Origin of the sequence: Moorena producens PAL-8-15-08-1 (assembly GCF_001767235.1) — a bacterium.
GTDB classification, from domain to species: Bacteria; Cyanobacteriota; Cyanobacteriia; order Cyanobacteriales; family Coleofasciculaceae; genus Moorena; species Moorena producens_A.
On record NZ_CP017599.1, the window covers coordinates 7,462,251 to 7,481,914 of the forward strand.

At 42.1% G+C, this 19,664-nt stretch carries 4 protein-coding genes; 1 reads left to right on the plus strand and 3 read right to left on the minus strand.

The window, feature by feature from the left end:
• Positions 1-20: 20 nt before the first annotated feature.
• Entirely contained in the window at positions 21-8,747 is an 8,727-nt protein-coding gene (locus BJP34_RS27450; RefSeq protein ID WP_070395082.1) for a non-ribosomal peptide synthetase, read from the minus strand.
• Positions 8,744-12,133, minus strand: a complete 3,390-nt coding sequence (locus tag BJP34_RS47915) for a MupA/Atu3671 family FMN-dependent luciferase-like monooxygenase (protein ID WP_083305373.1) — start codon at positions 12,131-12,133, stop codon at positions 8,744-8,746. Before BJP34_RS47915 ends, BJP34_RS27450 begins: the two co-directional genes overlap by 4 nt.
• Before the next feature lie 788 nt (positions 12,134-12,921).
• On the opposite strand from BJP34_RS47915, the gene BJP34_RS44645 reads away from it, so the two are divergent.
• Complete coding sequence (locus BJP34_RS44645) at positions 12,922-13,062, plus strand: hypothetical protein (protein ID WP_158517507.1); 141 nt, start codon at positions 12,922-12,924, stop codon at positions 13,060-13,062.
• A 50-nt stretch (positions 13,063-13,112) separates the two neighbouring features.
• On the opposite strand, the gene BJP34_RS27460 is transcribed toward BJP34_RS44645, so the two are convergent.
• A complete protein-coding gene (locus BJP34_RS27460; protein WP_158517508.1) occupies positions 13,113-19,289 on the minus strand; it encodes a non-ribosomal peptide synthetase in 6,177 nt (2,058 codons plus the stop codon).
• Between the last annotated feature and the right edge of the window lie 375 nt (positions 19,290-19,664).

Sequence of the window (19,664 nt, forward strand, 5' to 3'; positions counted from 1 at the left end):
GCCAGTGCGGCCAAAACGTGCTAGTTGTTCAATAGATAGTTGTTCAATTCTGCAGTCAGACCCTCAACTTGAGGTGCTTTCATAATAGTGAAATGGTCTCCAGTAATAGTGTGAGTTTGGAGATCACCATTAACTAGAGAACCCCAGCCGTGGGTTGGGTCTTCAATTACTGCTGGGGAAGTTTGACTAGCATTTATAAGGAGAAGTGAACCTGGATAAGCTTTTGGTTTATAATGATAAATTGCCATGAGATTTGCTTGAAAAACTTCCCATAAAGAACGCATTTGCTCTATTTCTAGGTCTGATGGGAATATCCCTTGCTTTTTGGCTTGCTCAAATAGATGCAAAACTTGTTCGTCTGGTTCGAGTTTTCTGAGTGTTTCATGGGATATATCTAACTCTTGACCATAGAGACCTCCCAAATCTTGAGCCAATTGATTTACTATCATGGCTTGATCTATTTCTGAAGGTTTACGAATTAAAGTAGGTGCATAACTATCTATTAACGTTAGAAGAGCCACTGGCTCATTTTTAGCCTGTAATTGTTGTGCCATTTCATAAGCAATTACACCTCCGAGAGACCAGCCGATGAGATGATCGGGACCTTGGGGTTGAATTTGCTGTATTGCCTCAATATAATGGGATGCCATCTCCTCAACAGACGTTAAGGGTTGCTGTTGCCCATCTAAACCAAGAGATTGTAAACCATATACTGGATAATCTTGAGCTAAATGACGAGCTAACTCTGCATAACACAGGACATTGCCACCAACAGGATGAATACAGAATAAGGGAGGTTGGTTTCCACTGGTTTTAATGCCCACTAAGATGGGGTTTTGTGTATTTACTGAAGAACCCAGAAGGCTCGCTAGTTGTTCAATGGTGGGACTTTTGAAAAGGGTTGCTAAAGGTAAATTGATTTGGAATTGTTGTTGAATTTTTGACATCAGACTGACAGCATTAAGGGAATGACCGCCCAGTTCAAAGAAGTTATCTTGTACTCCAACAGAGGTGAGATTCAAAACCTCTGACCAGATTTGAGTCAGTTCAAGTTCTATGGTTGTACATGGTGCGACGTATTCCTCAACTGATGTGATTTCTGCTTCTGGTGCCGGTAGGGCAAAGCGGTCTACTTTCCCGTTTGGTGTTAATGGCAGAGTGTCTAAGGTAACGAAGGCACTGGGTACCATGTAATCTGGTAGTTTCTGTTTGAGGAATTCTCTTACTTGGTGGGTGCTCAGTGATTCCTCCTCACTGACTACATAGGCGACTAGGCGTTTGTTACCAGGAATATCTTCTCGGGCAATGACTACTGTTTGTTGGATTTGGGGGTGGGTGGACAGGACTGCTTCGATTTCCCCTAATTCAATGCGGAAGCCTCGAATTTTAACTTGGTTATCAATGCGACCTAGAAATTCAATGTTACCGTCTGGTAGGTATCTCGCCAGGTCTGATGTTTTGTAGAGTCGTTCTGATTTGGAATTACATAAGGGATTTGGGATAAATTTTTGTTTCGTTAGTTCTGGACGGTTGAGGTAGCCTCTGGCTAGTCCATCACCTCCGATGTATAATTCTCCAAGTACTCCTATGGGTACTGGTTGGAGGTGTTTGTTCAGGATGTAGATTTGGGTGTTGGCGATGGGACGACCGATCGGTAGTATGGAGGTCCTCAGAGGTAGAGATTTTTTATCCAAAAAATAGGTGAGTACCCCTACAGTAGCTTCTGTAGGACCATAATGATTGATGATATTGCTATTAGGAGATTGAGCTTGAATTGTTTCTATCCAATCCGAACTAGATGCTTCACCACCAAGGATAAGTGTTTGACTCGGCAGAACTAGTGCTGGATTTGATGAGGCTTGTAGAGCTGCTAGATGAGAGGGAACGATTTTGAGATATTCAATATGATAATAGCTAAAATATTCGCTAAGGGAGTTTGGGTCTGAGGCTTTTTCCTGGGAAATTACATGAAGACAACCACCTGTCAATAAACAAGGAAATATTACAGTATTACCTAGGTCTGCACTAATTGTAGACACTAAAGCAAAATTGCTACTGGGTTTAACATGTATTGTTGTAATAACGCTACAAACATAATTAAAAATGGATTTGTGTTCAATAGCAACCCCCTTCGGTTGTCCAGTAGAACCAGAAGTGTAGATAACATAAGCCAAATTATCCGACTTCACCCCAGCATTCAGATTATCCCCACACTCTTGCTCAATCGCCTCCCCATCCGTATCCAAACAAACCACCCGTGCTTGATTTTGTGGCAAAGATTTCAGCAATGAACTCTGAGTAAGCAACACCTCAACACCGGAATCCGCCAACATATAACTCAGTCGTTCTGGGGGATAATAAGGATCGAGGGGTACATAGGCACCACCCGCCTTGAGTATCCCTAATAGTCCTACCACCATCTCGATAGAACGTTCCACACAAATACCCACCAATACCTCTGGTCCTACTCCTAAGTTTTGTAGGTAATGTGCTAGTTGGTTAGCCCTTTGATTTAATTGATGGTAGGTCAACTGCTCCTGGCCAAACACTACCGCTATAGCATCCGGTGTTTTCTCGACTTGCTCTTCAAATAACTGATGAATACATTTATCTATTGGGTATTCACTGGCAGTATCATTCCACTCCACTAACAGTTGATGACGTTCTTCTGCACTCAACAAAGGTAACTCTCCCACTTCCTGTTGGGGATTGTCCACAATGGCTGAAAAAATGGTTTGCAAATGTCCCAACATCCGTTCGATCGTATCTTGGTCAAAACGAAGAGTATCGTAACTTATCTTAATACTCAATTGCTCTCCAGGAATAGCCACCACAGTCAGGGGATAATTAGTTTGTTCAAAACTCTCTATCTCTTCAAGCTCTAGCAAACTCTCTTGATTCAACAAAGAGCGATCAAATGGATAATTCTCAAACACCAGAATACTCTCAAACAAAGGGATGCCCCCAGGCACCTCGCTCATCCCTTGAATTTCCACAAGGGGAGTATAACAGTATGTCTGTAATTGCGACATTAACTGTTGTATTTGTTGCCACCAAGCTATTAATTTTTCCCCGGGAGATACTTGTAGACGTAATGGTAAGGTATTAATAAACAATCCCACCATAGTCTCCACCCCATCCAAACTGGGTGGGCGACCAGAAACCGTCACCCCAAATACTACATCTTCTTCACCACTATAACGACTTAATAGTAAAGCCCAAGCCCCTTGTACTAGAGTTGATAACGTCACATAATGTTGTCGTGCTACAGATTCTAACTGGTGGCTCACTTGATCAGATAAACGTAATTCCAGTTCCTGATAATCCGAGTTTTGCTGGGGATTGTGATACTGAGGTTTATCTACTACTAGGGCAGTGGGAGCACTAAAACTAAGTAAGGTTTCTCGCCAAAACTCAAAGGCAGTTTCCTGGTCTTGCTCATGCAACCAAGCAATATAATCCCCATAGGGACGTGGTGTTGGTAAATTACAAGTTTTACCAGTGAGTTCCGCCTCATAGAAACTGAAAACCTCTTTAAAGATAATTGCTAAACACCATCCATCCATCAACAGGTGGTGATGACTCCAAATGAACTGGTAAGTCTGTTCACTGAGTTGAATTAAGCTACACTTCATCAAGGGAGCAAGGTTTAGTTGAAAACCTGACTCCCTTTGTGTAGACAACATCTCGGATAATTGCTGTTGTTGCTCTGTTGCCGAGAACTCTCGCCAATCCAGATTACTCCAAGGTAAGTTCACCTGTTTCAACACTACTTGTAGTGGAGTAGGGCGATTTTCCCAAACAAAGAATGTCCGTAGAATTGAATACCTATCTACAACTAGTTGCCAACTTTTCCTCAAAGCCTCCACATTGAGATTGCCTTTAATTTTAAAGGTCATCTGTTCAAAATACACCCCACTATCCGGAGCATAAAGACTGTGGAACAGCATCCCTTGTTGCATGGGAGATAGGGGATAAATTTCCGAGACATTTTTAGTCTTGATAGGAGCTAATAACTGATCAAGTTCATCTTGATTTAACTGGGCATCTGGAAAATCACTAGGGGTATAGCCAAATGCCTCTTCTAACTGACAATGTTTGATGATTGACCTGAGCGCTTTGTGATAGCTGTCGGCCAAGCTTGCCACTGTGGCAAGGCTATGGACATTACTGCTGTAAGTCCAATTGATTTGTAATTTCCCTTCTACCACCAGAGCATTAATCTCTAAGAGATGGTCTCGATATTGTTTCTCACTTTGGTTAGCTCCGGTGGAGAATGACCCAAATTTCCAACCGGTTTGGGATTGGACTTGGTCAAATTGTCCTAGGTAATTAAAACAAATTTCGGCAGTGGGAATTGTCTGTAGTTGTTGATTAACCGTAGTGTCTTGACATAAGTAACGCAACAGGCCGTAACCGATGCCACGATTGGGAATGGCTCGTAATTGTTCTTTAATTGACTTGATAACGGATGGAAGTTGGTTTAATGAAGCCAGTTGTAATAATACTGGGAACAGACTGGTAAACCAACCTACCGTCCGGGATAAATCTACATCGGAAAATAGTTCTTCTCTGCCATGTCCCTCTAAGTCGATTAGTACTGTTGAATTTCCGGTCCACTGAGCCAAAGACAGTACTAACCCACTAAGCAGGATATCGTTAATTTGTGTGTTGTAGGCTTGGTTGACTGACCCCAGCAGAGCCGTAGTTTCTTCTACACTCAATTCCCGAGACACATAACCAGCACTACCAATGGTATTTTCTGAGTTAGGGTGACCATAATCCTTGGGTAGTGGTGTGATCTTTGACCAAGGTTGGTTGAGCCAATAGTCTAACTCTTTCAAGAGTATTTCTGATTGTGCATAGTTGTTTAATTTATCAGCCCAATCTATAAAAGCAGTGGTTTTGGGACTTAGTTGTATGGGGTGTTGCTCGGTTAGTTGTTGATAAATTGTTGCTAGGTCTGATAATAAAATTCGCCAACTCACCCCATCCACGGCTAAGTGATGAATAATGATTAGTAACCGAGCCGACCTTTCCTGACCTAGGTTAAACCGCACCACTTGCATTATTGGTCCGTCTTCTAGGTTTAAACTCCTTTGATAGTCCGTGGCAATTTTTGATAGGGTAACTACTTGTTCTTCTTCAGGAGTTGAGGATAAATCGACTAGGTCAAATGGAACGTTATGGTCAAGAGATAGGTTGTGTTGTTGCTCCTCAGATGCCCGATCAGGGAATCGTAATCGCAGGGCATCATGATGTTCTAGTAATTTTCCTATGGCTGTTTTAATTAATTCACTAGCCAGATGGTTGGAAATTTCCAATAAAACCGATTGATTATAGTGGTGTAGCTCTTGCTTATTTTGGGCGAAGAAGCGTTTTTGAATTGGGGTCAACGGAGCTACTCCGGTGACTAGACCTTGTTGAGCATTGATAGTAACGCCTGTTGTGGCTACCCTGGCTAGTTCAGCGATGGTTTGATGAAGGAATATTTGTTGAGGAGTGATGTGTATTCCTGAGTTTTTGGCACGGGACACTACTTGAATGCTCAGGATGGAATCCCCACCAATTTCAAAGAAGTTGTCATGGATGCTAACTTTGTCTTTTGCAAGCAGTTCTTCCCAGAGGTTGGTTAAGGTTTGTTCTATTTCTGTACGTGGTGCAACGTATTCCTCAACCGATGTGACCACCCCATCAGGTGCAGGTAGTGATTTGCGGTCTACTTTGCCGTTTGGTGTTAAGGGCAGACTGTCTAAGGTGACGAAGGCAGAAGGTACCATGTAGTCTGGTAGTTTCTGTTTGAGGAATTCTCTGACTTGGTTGGTGGTTAGCGATTCTTCTTCACTGACTATATAAGCGACTAGGCGTTTGTGACCAGGAAGATCTTCTGTTGCAATTACTACAGTTTGTTGGATTTGGGGATGGGTGTTAAGTACTGCTTCGATTTCCCCTAGTTCGATGCGGAAACCCCTGATTTTGACTTGGTTATCGATGCGACCAATAAATTCAATGTTACCGTCTCGTAGGTATCTCGCCAGGTCTGATGTTTTGTAGAGTCGTTCTGAGTTGGAATTACAGAAGGGATTTTGGATAAATTTTTGTTTGGTTAGTTCCTGGCGATTGAGGTATCCTCTGGCTAGTCCATCACCTCCGATGTATAATTCTCCGGGTACGCCTATGGGTAATGGTTGGAGGTGTTTGTCTAGAATATAGATTTTGGTGTTCGCTATGGGGTGACCGATAGTAATTTTCTCACTACCATCGCTGATTTGGGCTACTGTAGCACAAACAGTAGACTCAGTCGGACCATAAGCATTAAAGAAACGACGACCAACAGACCATTGATTAACCAATTCTATCGGACAAGCTTCTCCTGCAACAATTATCTGACCCAAGGCTGTCAATTCATCAGTGGGTAATACTGCCAGGGCAGACGGAGGTAATGTCACATGAGTCACACCGGACTGATGTAGGATTTGTTTCAAATCATCTCCGGGCATTAACTCAGAAGCTGTTCCCAAAATTAGCATGGCTCCGTTCGTCACAGCCATAACTATTTCCCAGACAGAAGCATCAAAACTTATAGAAGCAAATTGAAGAACACGACTAGTTGGTTCTAGATCAAATAAATTTTTTTGTGCAAAAGCAAGGTTGCACACAGAACAATGTTCAATGGCAACCCCCTTGGGTTGACCAGTAGAACCAGACGTATAAATCACATAAGCCAAATTATCCGAATGAACCCCGACATCAAGATTCTCCCCACTGTGTTGCTCTATGGCTGGCCAATCACTATCCAAACAAACCATCTGTGCCCGATGTGAGGGCAACGATTCTAGTAACGACTGTTGAGTCAACAACACCTCAACACCCGAATCTTCTAACATATAACTTAGTCGTTCCTGGGGATAATTAGAATCCAAGGGTACATAAGCACCACCAGCCTTGAGTATCCCCAAAAGTCCTACCACCATCTGTATAGAACGTTCCACACAAATACCTACCAATACCTCTGGTCCTACTCCCATTGAAAGTAGGTGATGTGCTAGTTGGTTCGCCCTTTGATTTAATTGATGATAAGTCAACTGCTCCTGGCCAAACACCACAGCTATAGCATTGGGTGTTTTCTCTACCTGCTCTTCAAATAACTGATGAATACATTTATCAGTAGGATAGTCACTGGCAGTATCATTCCACTCCACCAACAGTTGATGACGTTCCCTTTCACTCAACAAAGGTAACTCTGAGACTACCTGTTGAGGATTTTCCACAATTGCTGATAACAAGTTCTGGAAATGAGCCGCCATGCGCTCAATAGTTGACCCATCAAACAAGTCAGTGTTGTACTTAAAAATACCTTTAACAGATGAACTACCCTCCAGCATTTCTAAATCCAAATCAAACTGACCTTCCTGTTGAGGTATTTCAAAAGGTCTTAACTTAAGTCCTCCCCAATCAACATCCTTTTCTATTTCATCTACAAACAACTTCTGTATATCTTGAGATTTTTGTAACTCTTGTAGAGCAAAAGATGCCTGAAAAATTGGCGAACGACTGGGGTCACGTTGTGGCTGTAAATTTTCTACTAGCAGAGCAAATGGATACTCTTGATGAGTAAGTGCTTCGAGTACAGTTTGACGAACTTGAGTAAGAAACTCCTTAAAACTAGGATTATTTGATAAATCTCCTCGCAACACTCCTGGATTGGCAAAGTAACCAACAATCCCTCTAAATTGAGACTGCAATCTACCTGCAATTGGAGAACCAACTAAAATGTCTTCTTGTCCCGTGTAACGATATAAAAGCACCATCATGGCAGCTAGCAGAGTCATGTAAAGTGTTGCATCTGACAACATCGCTAGTTGCTTAAGTTGCTGTGTCAGTTGGGAAGATAACTGGAAATTATGGGAAGCACCGTTATATTTTTGTATTGGTGGTCTTGGTTTATCTGTAGGTAAATTTAGTATTGGCAGTTCTCCTTTAAGTTTATCTTGCCAATAACGCCAAAGTTTTTCTCCCTCAGATCCTGACAACATTTTATTCTGGGAGCGAACATAATCAGAGTAAGAGTAATTTAAAGTCGGAAGTGATGCTAACACACCATCTTGTTGTGCTTGGTAGAGTTTGGGTAACTCATGCAAAATAATATCTAAAGACCAACCATCAGTTGCGATGTGATGTATTGTTAGCAATAAAATATGTTCTTGCTGCGAGATCGTAAATAATCTTATTCCTATGACTGGTTGCTTTTCCAAGTCGAAGGGGCGTTGAGATTCCCGGATTACAGATGAATAGAGTTCTGCTTCACTCATTGCCCTTGCATCTAAGAGCTGGAAGTCTACTTTTTTATCCTGATGTACCTGTTGAATTGGTTGAGCTCCTAGTTTGGGGAAAGTGCTGCGCAATCCAGGATGACGTTCGAGTAGTTCCTCAAAAGCTGAGCGCAATTTTTTGAGATCTATATAATCACAAATACGAGTAGAAAAAACTTGGTTATAAGCAGCACTTAAAGGTTCGAATTCCCACAAAAACCATAGAGCCTTTTGGCCGTAGGAAAGGGGATGGACGTTTAAAATATCTGGGCGATCGCGCAGTAATTGTATGATTTCGGCTTTATGTTGCTTTAATTTTGCTATGACTGTGGGGGTAACTACATCCTGAAAACCACCACTGCGTAATTTTTCCCCCTCAATCCAGAACTTAACACCCTGACAAGAAAGTTCTTGTAAAAACTCAACTAAGTTCATAGTTCTACCTCGATCCAATTACTTTCTTTTACCTCTGTTCCCTCGAGATTTTCCGGCTTCATACCTTGACTACTGTCAAGATATGTTTGCTGCTTGACATCTCGCCATAATAAATTAGATTCTTCCTCCGCCACGGTCATCCAATGGCTAATTTTAATCTCATGCACTTCCACCAAATACTCGCTGAGTTGGGCAATTGTCGGATACTCAAAGAGTAAGGTGGGAGAAACCGAAATATCAAAATTTTCTGACAGATTTTCTATAAATTCTACAGCTTTAAGAGAATTTATGCCCAAGCTAAAAAAGCTTTTGTTAAACTCAATTTTTCCGGGAACTATATTAAAAAACTCAGCAATTTGTTGAGCTATTTTAGCTTGCAATCCATGGAGCAATAAGTCCTCATTAACTTGTGTACTGACTCTCTGGGTGGCTCTAGTTTCTGACAAGTCTTTATTGATTTTTTTGCTGACAGCAAGCAATGAATGGTTTACAGTCATTGCTTGCCATTCAACTTCTTTGCTTGTTTGGCGATCGCTAAGCTCGTTAGCCAATTTCCGCAGTTGATTCAAATGATCGAGAGAACCTATTACCGAATCTGCATCTATTCCAAAGTCAATCAGACAAGCAATTTCATCAACCCCTATTTCTTTTAACTGATTTACTATTGACAAACAGCTACTAGGTGTTCCAAATAAGGCGGTTATCTGAAAATATCTTTCAAAAGCATAAGCCAATAACTTATCCCGTTCAGATGCTGTTAACTCATCCAGATTCTCTGAATCATGTCGCCACAAGTCAACAGAACTTTGCAGATACTCTATAAACGGTTGCCGTACTTTGTTGCGAACAAATTCCATTTCTTCACTCACAAAGGTATGTAACATTAGAGTTACATGACCGCTGTTTGGGTCGTAACCGTTTTTGGATCTTGACTCTCGATACAAGGCTATTTTTTCAGCTAACTCTTCAATGGGTTGGAAAAGTAGAGCTGTTAAAATATTGGCTCCAATAGCTCCAGCCTCAACAAATCTTTCTTTTCCTCCAGTACAAGTAATCCAAATCGGCAATTCTGGTTGACAAGGCAAAGGGTAAATCTTAATCTCAGTGTCCTCACCAATACCATTGGGTAAGCAAACTGATTCCCCTCGCCAAAGTTTTTGCACCGTTTTAATCCGGTCAAACATCACTTCAGTACGATTGGCATAAGTAGAAGGGGAAAGCACAAAGTCATTGGGGTTCCAACCTCTAGCAAAACTAATGTCTACTCGACCCTCAGATAAGTTATCCACAACAGACCATTGCTCGGCAACTCGCACAGGATTTTGCAGTGGCAAAACAACACTACCTGGTCTAATCCGAATCTTCTCAGTGATCGTTGCTATGGCAGAAGCTAAAACGGATGGTTCTGGATATAAACCCCCAAAAGGATGAAAATGCCGTTCTGGTATCCAGACAGCATGAAAATTATTTTGGTCTGCAAATTTTGCTCCTTCCAGCAGAAGTCGATATTTGCGATCTGTAAGCTCTGAAGAGTTGCTCGAAAAGTAAAGTAAACTAAACTCGATTCCTTTGACTTGTGTTTGAACCTTCTGTACAGACTTAGTCAAAACTATATTTTGCAAACTTCCATCGAGGAATTGCTTGCGACAAACACTGCGCTGAATCTTGCCACTGGAAGTTTTAGGAATACGTCCTGGTTTGAGTAAGACTATAGTATCAATTACCAGTTCGTGTTCCGATGATACGGCTTGATGAATAGCCTCCGTTACTTCATCGATATTCAGTTTCCGCAGATAAGTACGCTCTACTTCCTGCACCACCACCAACCGCTCCGATCCTTCTACCTGATGAGAAAAAGCTGCTCCACAATTAGATCGCAAAGCTGGGTGACTTTTCTCTACTGTCAGTTCAATATCTTGGGGATAATAATTGCGACCTCTAATTATAATTAGATCCTTTAGTCTTCCTGTAACAAAAAGTTCCCCCTTACTAAAAAATCCTAAATCTCCTGTACGTAAAAAAGGTCCGTCTTCTGTATCCTTTAGAGAAGCTTGAAAAGTTTCTTGTGTTGCTTGGGGGCGATTCCAATACCCAGACGTTACACTGCCACCCCTAACCCAAATCTCTCCTACTTTTCCTGGTTCACAGGGAGTTAACGACTCAGGGTTAACGATAATTACTGTTGTGTTTAGGTAAGGACGACCAACAGCCACCAACTTTTGACTTTCTGGGGAGGAAATATCACTCTCTACTACCGAATTTTCTTCTAGTTCCCCTGCCAATACTGCCTGAATCACGGGCAAATGATTCTTCTGTCCACCCGTAGCAAATAAGGTAGTCTCCGCCATGCCATAGCAAGGAGAAAAGGCACTGTAGTTAAAACCACAGTTCGCAAATTTTTGACCAAATTTATTCAGAGTTTCTGCCCGTACTGGTTCCGCTCCATTGAAAGCTACATCCCAGCTGCTCAAGTCAAGATTACCTAATTGTTCTTCTGGAATTTTTTTGACACATAAATCATAAGCAAAATTGGGTCCGCCACTGGTAGTCGCCCTATAGTTATAAATCGCCTTTAACCAACGAATCGGCTTCTGCAGAAATGCCACTGGAGGCATCAGAATACTGGGAAATCCCAGATACATGGGCTGTACGACATTAAGAATCAATCCCATATCATGGAACAATGGCAACCAACTTACACCAATACTCTGTTTGCTATGACCAAATACCTGATGGATAATCTGCTGGTTGTGAATGATATTGCCGTGGCTCACCATCACCCCCTTTGGTCTTCCTGTGGAACCGGAAGTATATTGCAAAAAAGCTAAACTCGACCCTGTCACTGATAATGGAACTAAATCTTGAGGTGCGACCCGTGGCGAATTTAATTCGCCAACGGAAAGCGCACCTAACGGATTAGCAACAATGGTATCGGTAGCTACTAACTTCAACTGAGCTAACTCCCCATCACTTGCCCACCTTTGCTCAAGGTCAGCCAGTATCGATGTGGTGGTCAGTGCAATACACGCTTGGGCATCATTAACAATATTTAGCAAGCGAGACAATTTCTGATTACGCCTGGGAGGATAAACCGGAACCGCCACAACCCCGGCATATAAGCAGCCCATAAAAGCGCTAATGAACTCTAATCCAGAAGGGTATAACAATAAAGCCCGTTCTCCTTGCCATTGCTGGAGATGAGATGCGATCGCTCTTGCTTTTGCATCTAATTCCGAGTAGGTAAGACTCTGTGATTCGGTTTCTCCGTCAAGGAGAAAGATATAGGCGATCTGATCAGGTTGAGATTGCGCTCTTTCGCCTAATAAATCAACTAAACTCAAGAATTTCGACTCCCCATTGGGGAAATAATTTACACAACTCGTCACTTAGCTAATCCCTTAACAAGCAGTTCAAAAAAGTCAGATACCAAGAATTATTTAATCAAGTTGTCATTCCACAGTCAAGCCAAAGAAGTAGTTTAAGTCCTTAGCTTGCTCACAACTCGTAACTAGTCTGCGTTTGTTATCCAGTCAGGTGGGAAAGTAGGTCAGGGTATTCCCACCTTACTAAGCGCGATAAGTGAGTGATTGTGCGTTGAAAGTGAGAGCATCGATAAGGGTTATATAGTAAGACAACACGATCAGGCAAGTTAATCGACAAATCTAGCTTTCAGTGATCAGGCGGTTGGGTGGCAAATCCCTAGTATTCGTGTTCTGCGATCGCCATTATTGCCAAGTTGTGGTAAACACAGTGTTATTCTAAATAGATCTCTGGCAGAGGTGTTAAATTGTGAAACAAAACTTTACAAAAATCTGCCCATTTTTACGATATTTATAGGGCTCTTCCACAGTGACTATGCCGTCGTGTTAGTTAAAACAACGAAAGATTGGCAAGACTGGGAGGAACATCTTAAGAGACTGGAACAACTCCCTTCGTCAGGTAACTAGGAAGGGGTTAAAGACAAGGTAGTTTTTCGATTACTTGATGCCGCTGATTGTAGCATTCATCAACAGCGGTAACGGGTCTTCATTGTTAGCTTAACATAAAATTTAAGTATCCAATAGTCTTTATAAAAAACAACTATTGATAGCTGGCCGATTAGATGAAATTAAAATCAAAAAAATAGGCGTATAAATACTATCCACGGCTATTTCAGTGCTGCAAACCCTATGTCATGTCTATCAGTTTCCGAATCAATATTGGTGGGAAAACCAATCGTGCTTTGGTCACCTTTGAACGGGAATTGATTGAGATTTTAGAGCAGGTGGGTGAATCTTCCCAGACCGTAGAACCTTTATTGGCTAAATCTGCTTAGTATTTAGCGATGCAGCTTCCGAACAGGGGAGCCAGTGCGGCCAAGACGTGCTAGTTGTTCAATAGATACTTGTTCAATTCTGTAGTCAGAGCCTCAACTTGGGGGGCTTTGATAATGGTGTAATGGTCTCCAGTAATAGTGTGAGTTTGGATGTCACCATTAACTAGAGAACCCCAGCCGTGGGTTGGGTCTTCAATTACTCCTGGGGAAGTTTGACTAGCATTTATAAGGAGAAGTGAACCTGGATAAGCTTTTGGTTTATAATGATAATATGCCGTAATATTTGCTTTCAAAACTTTCCATAAAGAACGCATTAGCTCTATTTCTAGGTCTGATGGCAATATCCCTTGCTGTTTGCTTTGCTCAAATAGATGCAAAACTTGTTCGTCTGGTTCGAGTTTTCTGAGTGTTTCATGGGATATATCTAACTCTTGACCATAGAGACCTCCCAAATCTTGAGCCAATTGATTTACTATCATGGCTTGATCTATTTCTAAAGGCATCTGAATTAAAGTAGGTGCATAACTGTCTATTAACGTTAGAAGAGCCACTGGCTCATTTTTAGCCTGTAATTGTTGTGCCATTTCATAGGCAATTACACCTCCCATAGACCAGCCAATGAATAGATTTACTATCATGGCTTGATCTATTTCTGAAGGTTTCCGAATTAAAGTGGGTACATAACTGTCTATTAACGTTAGAAGAGCCACTGAAGTATTTTTAGTCTGTAATTGTTGTGCCATCTCATAGGCAATTACACCTCCAAAAGACCAGCCGATGAGATGATAGGAACCTTGGGGTTGAATTTGCTGTATTGCTTGAATATAATGGGATGCCATCTCCTCAACAGAAGTTAAGGGTTGCTGTTGCCCATCTAAACCTAGAGATTGTAAACCATATACTGGATAATCTTGATCTAAATGACGAGCTAACTCTGCATAACACAGGAGATTGCCACCAACCGGGTGAATACAGAATAATGGAGGTTGGTTTCCACTGGTTTTAATGCCCACTAAGATGGGGTTTTGTGTATTTACTGAAGAACCCAGAAGGCTCGCTAGTTGTTCAATGGTGGGACTTTGGAAAAGGGTTGCTAAAGGTAAATTGATTTGGAATTGTTGTTTAATCTGGGACATTAAACGGACAGCCAGTAGAGAATGTCCTCCTAATTCAAAGAAGTTGTCATGTATTCCAACATCTTGCAGTCCTAGAACATTCGCGAAGATGTTGGCGATTATTTCTTCAGTAGGGGTGCGTGGAGCTACATATTCCTCAACTGATGTGACAACCCCATCTGGTGCAGGTAGTGATTTGCGGTCTACTTTGCCGTTTGGTGTTAACGGCAAGGTGTCTAGGGTAACGAAGGCACTGGGCACCATGTATTCTGGCAGTTTCTGTTTAAGGAATTCACGTAGTTGGTTGGTGCTTAGTGATTCGGACTGACTGACTATGTAGGCGACTAGGCGTTTGTTACCAGGAATATCTTCTCGGGCAATAACTACGGTTTGTTGGATGTGGGGGTGGCTGGACAGGACTGCTTCGATTTCCCCTAGTTCGATACGGAAGCCTCGAATTTTGACTTGGTTATCGATACGTCCGAGAAATTCGATGTTACCGTCTCGTAGGTATCTCGCCAGGTCTGATGTTTTGTAGAGTCGTTGTGATTTGGAATTACAGAAGGGATTATGTATGAATTTTTCCGATGTTAGTTCTGGGCGCTTGAGGTATCCTCTGGCTAAGCCATCACCTCCGATGTAGAGTTCTCCGGGTACTCCTATCGGTACTGGTTGCAGGTGTTTGTCTAAGATATAAATTTGGGTGTTGGCTATGGGGCGACCGATGGGAATATTCCCTCCAGAAAAGGTTTTTCCTCCAACTTCATAAATGCAGCATCCTACAACAGTTTCTGTGGGACCGTATTCGTTAATTAATCTAATCTGAGGAGCGTATTTTTGCCAGAATTTAATGTGGTTTGCTGACAAAGCTTCCCCACCAATTATAAAGGCTTTATTCTCAATTGTGACTTGCTCATGAGCCAATAAATAGCTGAGGATTTCTAAATGAGCCGGAGTGATTTTAACCAGGCTAAACTTAGTCCCAGAACACAAGGCGGCTTTAAGGGCTTCAATTTCTCCTTCCTCTGGTAAAAGAACTACCTTACGTCCTACCAACAAAGGAGAAAATAAACTGGTAATAGTGGCATCGAAGCCAATAGAAGAATTAACAGTAGAGCCTTCTGAATCGGCAACATTATAAGCTTTTGTACACCAGCTTAAATAATTCCCCACACCACTATGGAGAATCATTGTTCCCTTAGGTTTACCGGTAGAACCAGAGGTATAAATCACATAAGCCAAATTATCTGAAGTTACCCCGACATCAAGATTCTGTCCACTATATTGCTCTATGGCACGCCAATCACTATCCAAACAAACCATCTGTGCTGTATGTGATGGCAAAGATTCTAGTAACGACTGTTGAGTCAACAACACCTCAACACCCGAATCCGCCAACATATAACTCAGTCGTTGGTGAGGATAATTAGGATCCAGGGGTACATAAGCACCACCAGCCTTCAGTATCCCCAACAGTCCTACCACCATCTGTACAGAACGTTCCACACAAATACCTACCAGTACCTCTGGTCCTACTCCTAAGTTTTGTAGGTGATGTGCTAATTGGTTCGCCCTTTGATTTAATTGATGGTAAGTCAACTGCTGTTGGTCAAACACCACAGCTATAGCATCGGGTGTTTTCTCGACCTGCTCTTCAAATAACTGATGAATACATTTTTCTTTGGGATATTCACTGGCAGTATCATTCCACTCCAGCAACAGTTGATGGCGTTCCCCTTCACTCAATAAGGGGAATTCACCCACTCTAAGTTGGGGATTTTCCACAATTGCTGACAACAAGTTCTGGAAATGAGTAGCCATCCTTTTAATAGTTGACCCATCAAATAAGTCTGTGTTGTATTCCCATGTCCCCACCAATCCCATCTCTGTTTCCGTCATTGACAGGGTCAAATCAAACTTAGCAATCGTACTGTGTTGATTGAACTGACTCAATGTCACACCTGGTAAGTCTAATTTCCCCATCGGTGCATTCTGTAGCACAAACATCACCTGGAACAGGGGGGAATGACTCAAAGACCGTTGGGGTTGCAATGCTTCGACTACCTGTTCAAAAGGTACATCCTGATGTTCATAAGCGTTGAGTGTGGTTTCCCTAACTTGCCTGAGCAACTGGGAAAAACTGGGATTATGTTCAAAACGAGTTCTCAACACCAAGGTATTGACAAAGAAGCCAATTAGTGGCTCTATTTCACGGCGGTTGCGATTGGCTATCGGTGAACCAATTAAAATATCAAATTGTCCACTGTAACGATACAGTAAGGTGGCAAACGCTGCCTGCAGGGTCATAAATAAGGTACTACCTGCGTTCCTGGACAACTGTTGCAGCTTCTGGGTTAGTTCAGCGGTTAAACTAAAACTTTCACTACTCCCCTGGTAACTCTGTACATGGGGACGAGAACGGTCTGTTGGCAGTTGTAATAATTCTGGAGCACCCTCTAATTCCTGTTTCCAGTAATTGAGTTGGATTTCTAGGATTTCCCCAGTTAACCATTGTCTTTGCCAAAGGGCAAAGTCAGCATATTGAATCGCTAATTCGGGTAAGGGGGATGGTTCTGATGCCGCAAAAGCTTGATATAAACTTGATAGTTCTTCGATTAATATTCCCATCGACCAACCATCAGAGACTATGTGGTGCATGGTCAGCACTAACACATACTCGGTAGTGTCTAGTTGCCATAATTTACACCGGATTAATGGTGCTACTTCTAGGTCAAAGGGGGTTGTTGCTTCCTGTTGTACAAGTTGCTGTAAGATAGTTTCCCGTTCTGGTTCTGGGTATTGTTGTAAGTCCACCACATTGATGTTAATGGTGCTGTCGGGGTGAATTACTTGTATTGGTTTGCCATTAATAGTGGAGAAACTTGTCCGTATTACTTCGTGACGACTGATTATTTCTGATAAGGCTTGTTCTAGGGCGTTAATGATCAAGTTGCCAGTGATTCTAAAGGCTGCTGGTATGTTATAAGTGGCACTACTTCCTTCTAGTTGGTTGAGGAACCACAGTCTTTTTTGAGCCGATGATAGGGGTAATTGTTCACTATCGGTTCTTGGTTGAATCAAAGGAAGACTTAATTGGTTTTCTGTGGTCAGTAATTGGGTTAATTTAGGCGAAATAAGAGCGATTGTCGGGCTTTCAAATACTTGTCTTAGGGGTATTTCTCTGTTGAAGGTTACTCGCAGTTGGGAAATTAATTGAGTGGCAAGTATAGAATGTCCTCCGATTTCAAAGAAGTTGTCATGTATTCCTACATCTTTCACTCCTAGAACAGAAGCGAAGATGTTGGCGATTATTTCTTCGGTTGGGGTGCGTGGTGCTACGTATTCATGCTGGGATAAAGTTTTCTGCCACTGGCCTACGACATTCAAACTCCCTTCTAAAAATCCTTGCTTACAAGCACGCCGTTGAATCTTTCCGCTAGAGGTCTTAGGAATACTCCCCGTCTTCAACAAAACCACCCCATCAACGTCTAATTCATGTTCTGTTGATAGGGCTATTTGAATTTCTCTAACTACCTCCTCTGTGTTCAGCTTGCGTAGGTGAGTTCGTTCCACCTCACCAGCAACCACCAAGCGTTCCTCTCCATCCCTCTCTACAGAAAAGGCAGCACTACAATGACTTCGTAGAGAAGGATGGCTGTTTTCAACAGTTAATTCAATATCTTGGGGATAATGATTGCGACCTCTAATGATAATTAGATCCTTTAGTCTTCCTGTAACAAACAGTTCCCCCTTACTAAAAAAACCTAAGTCCCCTGTACGTAAAAAAGGTCCATCCCCTGTATCTTTGAGATAAGCTTGAAACGTTTTTTGTGTGGCTTCGGGGCGATTCCAATACCCAGAAGCTACGCTGCCACCGCTAACCCAAATTTCCCCAATTTCTTCAGAAGCACTACGACAACAGGTTTGTGGATTAACAATGATAACTTTGGTATCAATCTCACTTCTCCCACAACCAACAAGAGTTCGTTTTCCTATTCCTAAATGTTTCTCATCAGGAAATTCTACAACGTAATTTTGTTCTAGAGCAGTGGCATCAATATGATAGTAAATCGGCTTATCTTTAGCGCGTACAGCAGAAATCTTTAGAGTTGCTTCTGCCATGCCATAACCGGGACAGAAAGCCCTTTTGTTGAATCTACTGACTTCAAAAACTTGTGCAAACTTCTCTAAAACATCGGCTCTAACAGGTTCTGCTCCATTAAGAGCCATGCTCCAACTACTGAGGTTTAGCTGATTCCTTTGTTCTGGAGTTGTTTTTTCGACACACAGTGCATAAGCAAAATTAGGTGCGCCACTATGAGTCCCTCCGTAATCAGAAATCGCCTTTAGCCAGCGAATCGGTTTTTGTATGAAGGACGCTGGTGGCAGCATAATACATTTGCATCCCTTGTATATGGGTTGGAGCATCCCGTATATGAGTCCCATATCATGGAATGTTGGGAGCCAAGTTACAATTACACTATCCGAGTTATGCTCCCATCCGCGATCTAGGTTTGTGGAATTTTGGATCAGATTCCCATGAGTAACCATTACCCCTTTGGGTGTTCCTGTAGAACCGGAAGTATATTGCAAAAACGCCAAACTCGACCGTGTCACTGATTGAGGTACAAACTCTTGACCATTAGCAACAATTGTATCTGTAGCTACCAACTGCAACTGCGCTAACTCCGCATCACTAGCCCACCTTTGCTCAATGTCAGCCAGTATCGATGTGGTGGTCAGTGCTACATCAGCTTGAGCATCATTAACGATATTTAGCAACCGAGACAACTTCTGATTGCGTCTTGGAGGATAAACTGGCACAGCTATTACCCCCGCATACAAACAGCCAAAGAAAGCTGTAATAAATTCTAATCCAGAAGGGTATAGCAATAAAGCCCGTTCTCCTTCCATGGATTGGAGATGAAATGCGATCGCTGTTGCTTGTCTGTCTAATTCGCCGTAGGTAAGACTTCCTGAGGGGGTTTCTCCGTTTTGCAGAAAGATATAAGCAAGCTGATTAGGCATAGTACGCGCTCTTTCGCCTAATAAATCAACTAAACTCAAGAATAATGACTCCCCATTGGTAAAATAATTTACACAACTCGCCACTCTGCTACTCCCAAAACAAGCAGTTCAAAAAAGTCAGATACCAATAATTCTTTAATCAAGCAGTCCACAGTCAAGCCAAAGAACTAGTTGAATTTCAAGGCTTACTCACGGCTCGTCAATTGGCTGAGTTTGTTATTGAGCCAGGTGGAATTGTCAGGGTATTCCGACCTTAATAAGGGAGAGAGATAAGTGATTGTGCCTTGAAAGTGAGAGCATCGATAAGGGTTATATAGTAATACAACACGTACAGGCAAGTTAATCGACCAATTTAGCTTTTAGTGATCAAGGTAGGGCTGGCAAATCCCTAGTATTCGTGTTCTGCGTACGCCATTATTGCCAAGTCGTTGGGAAACCAATATTATTCTAAATATATCT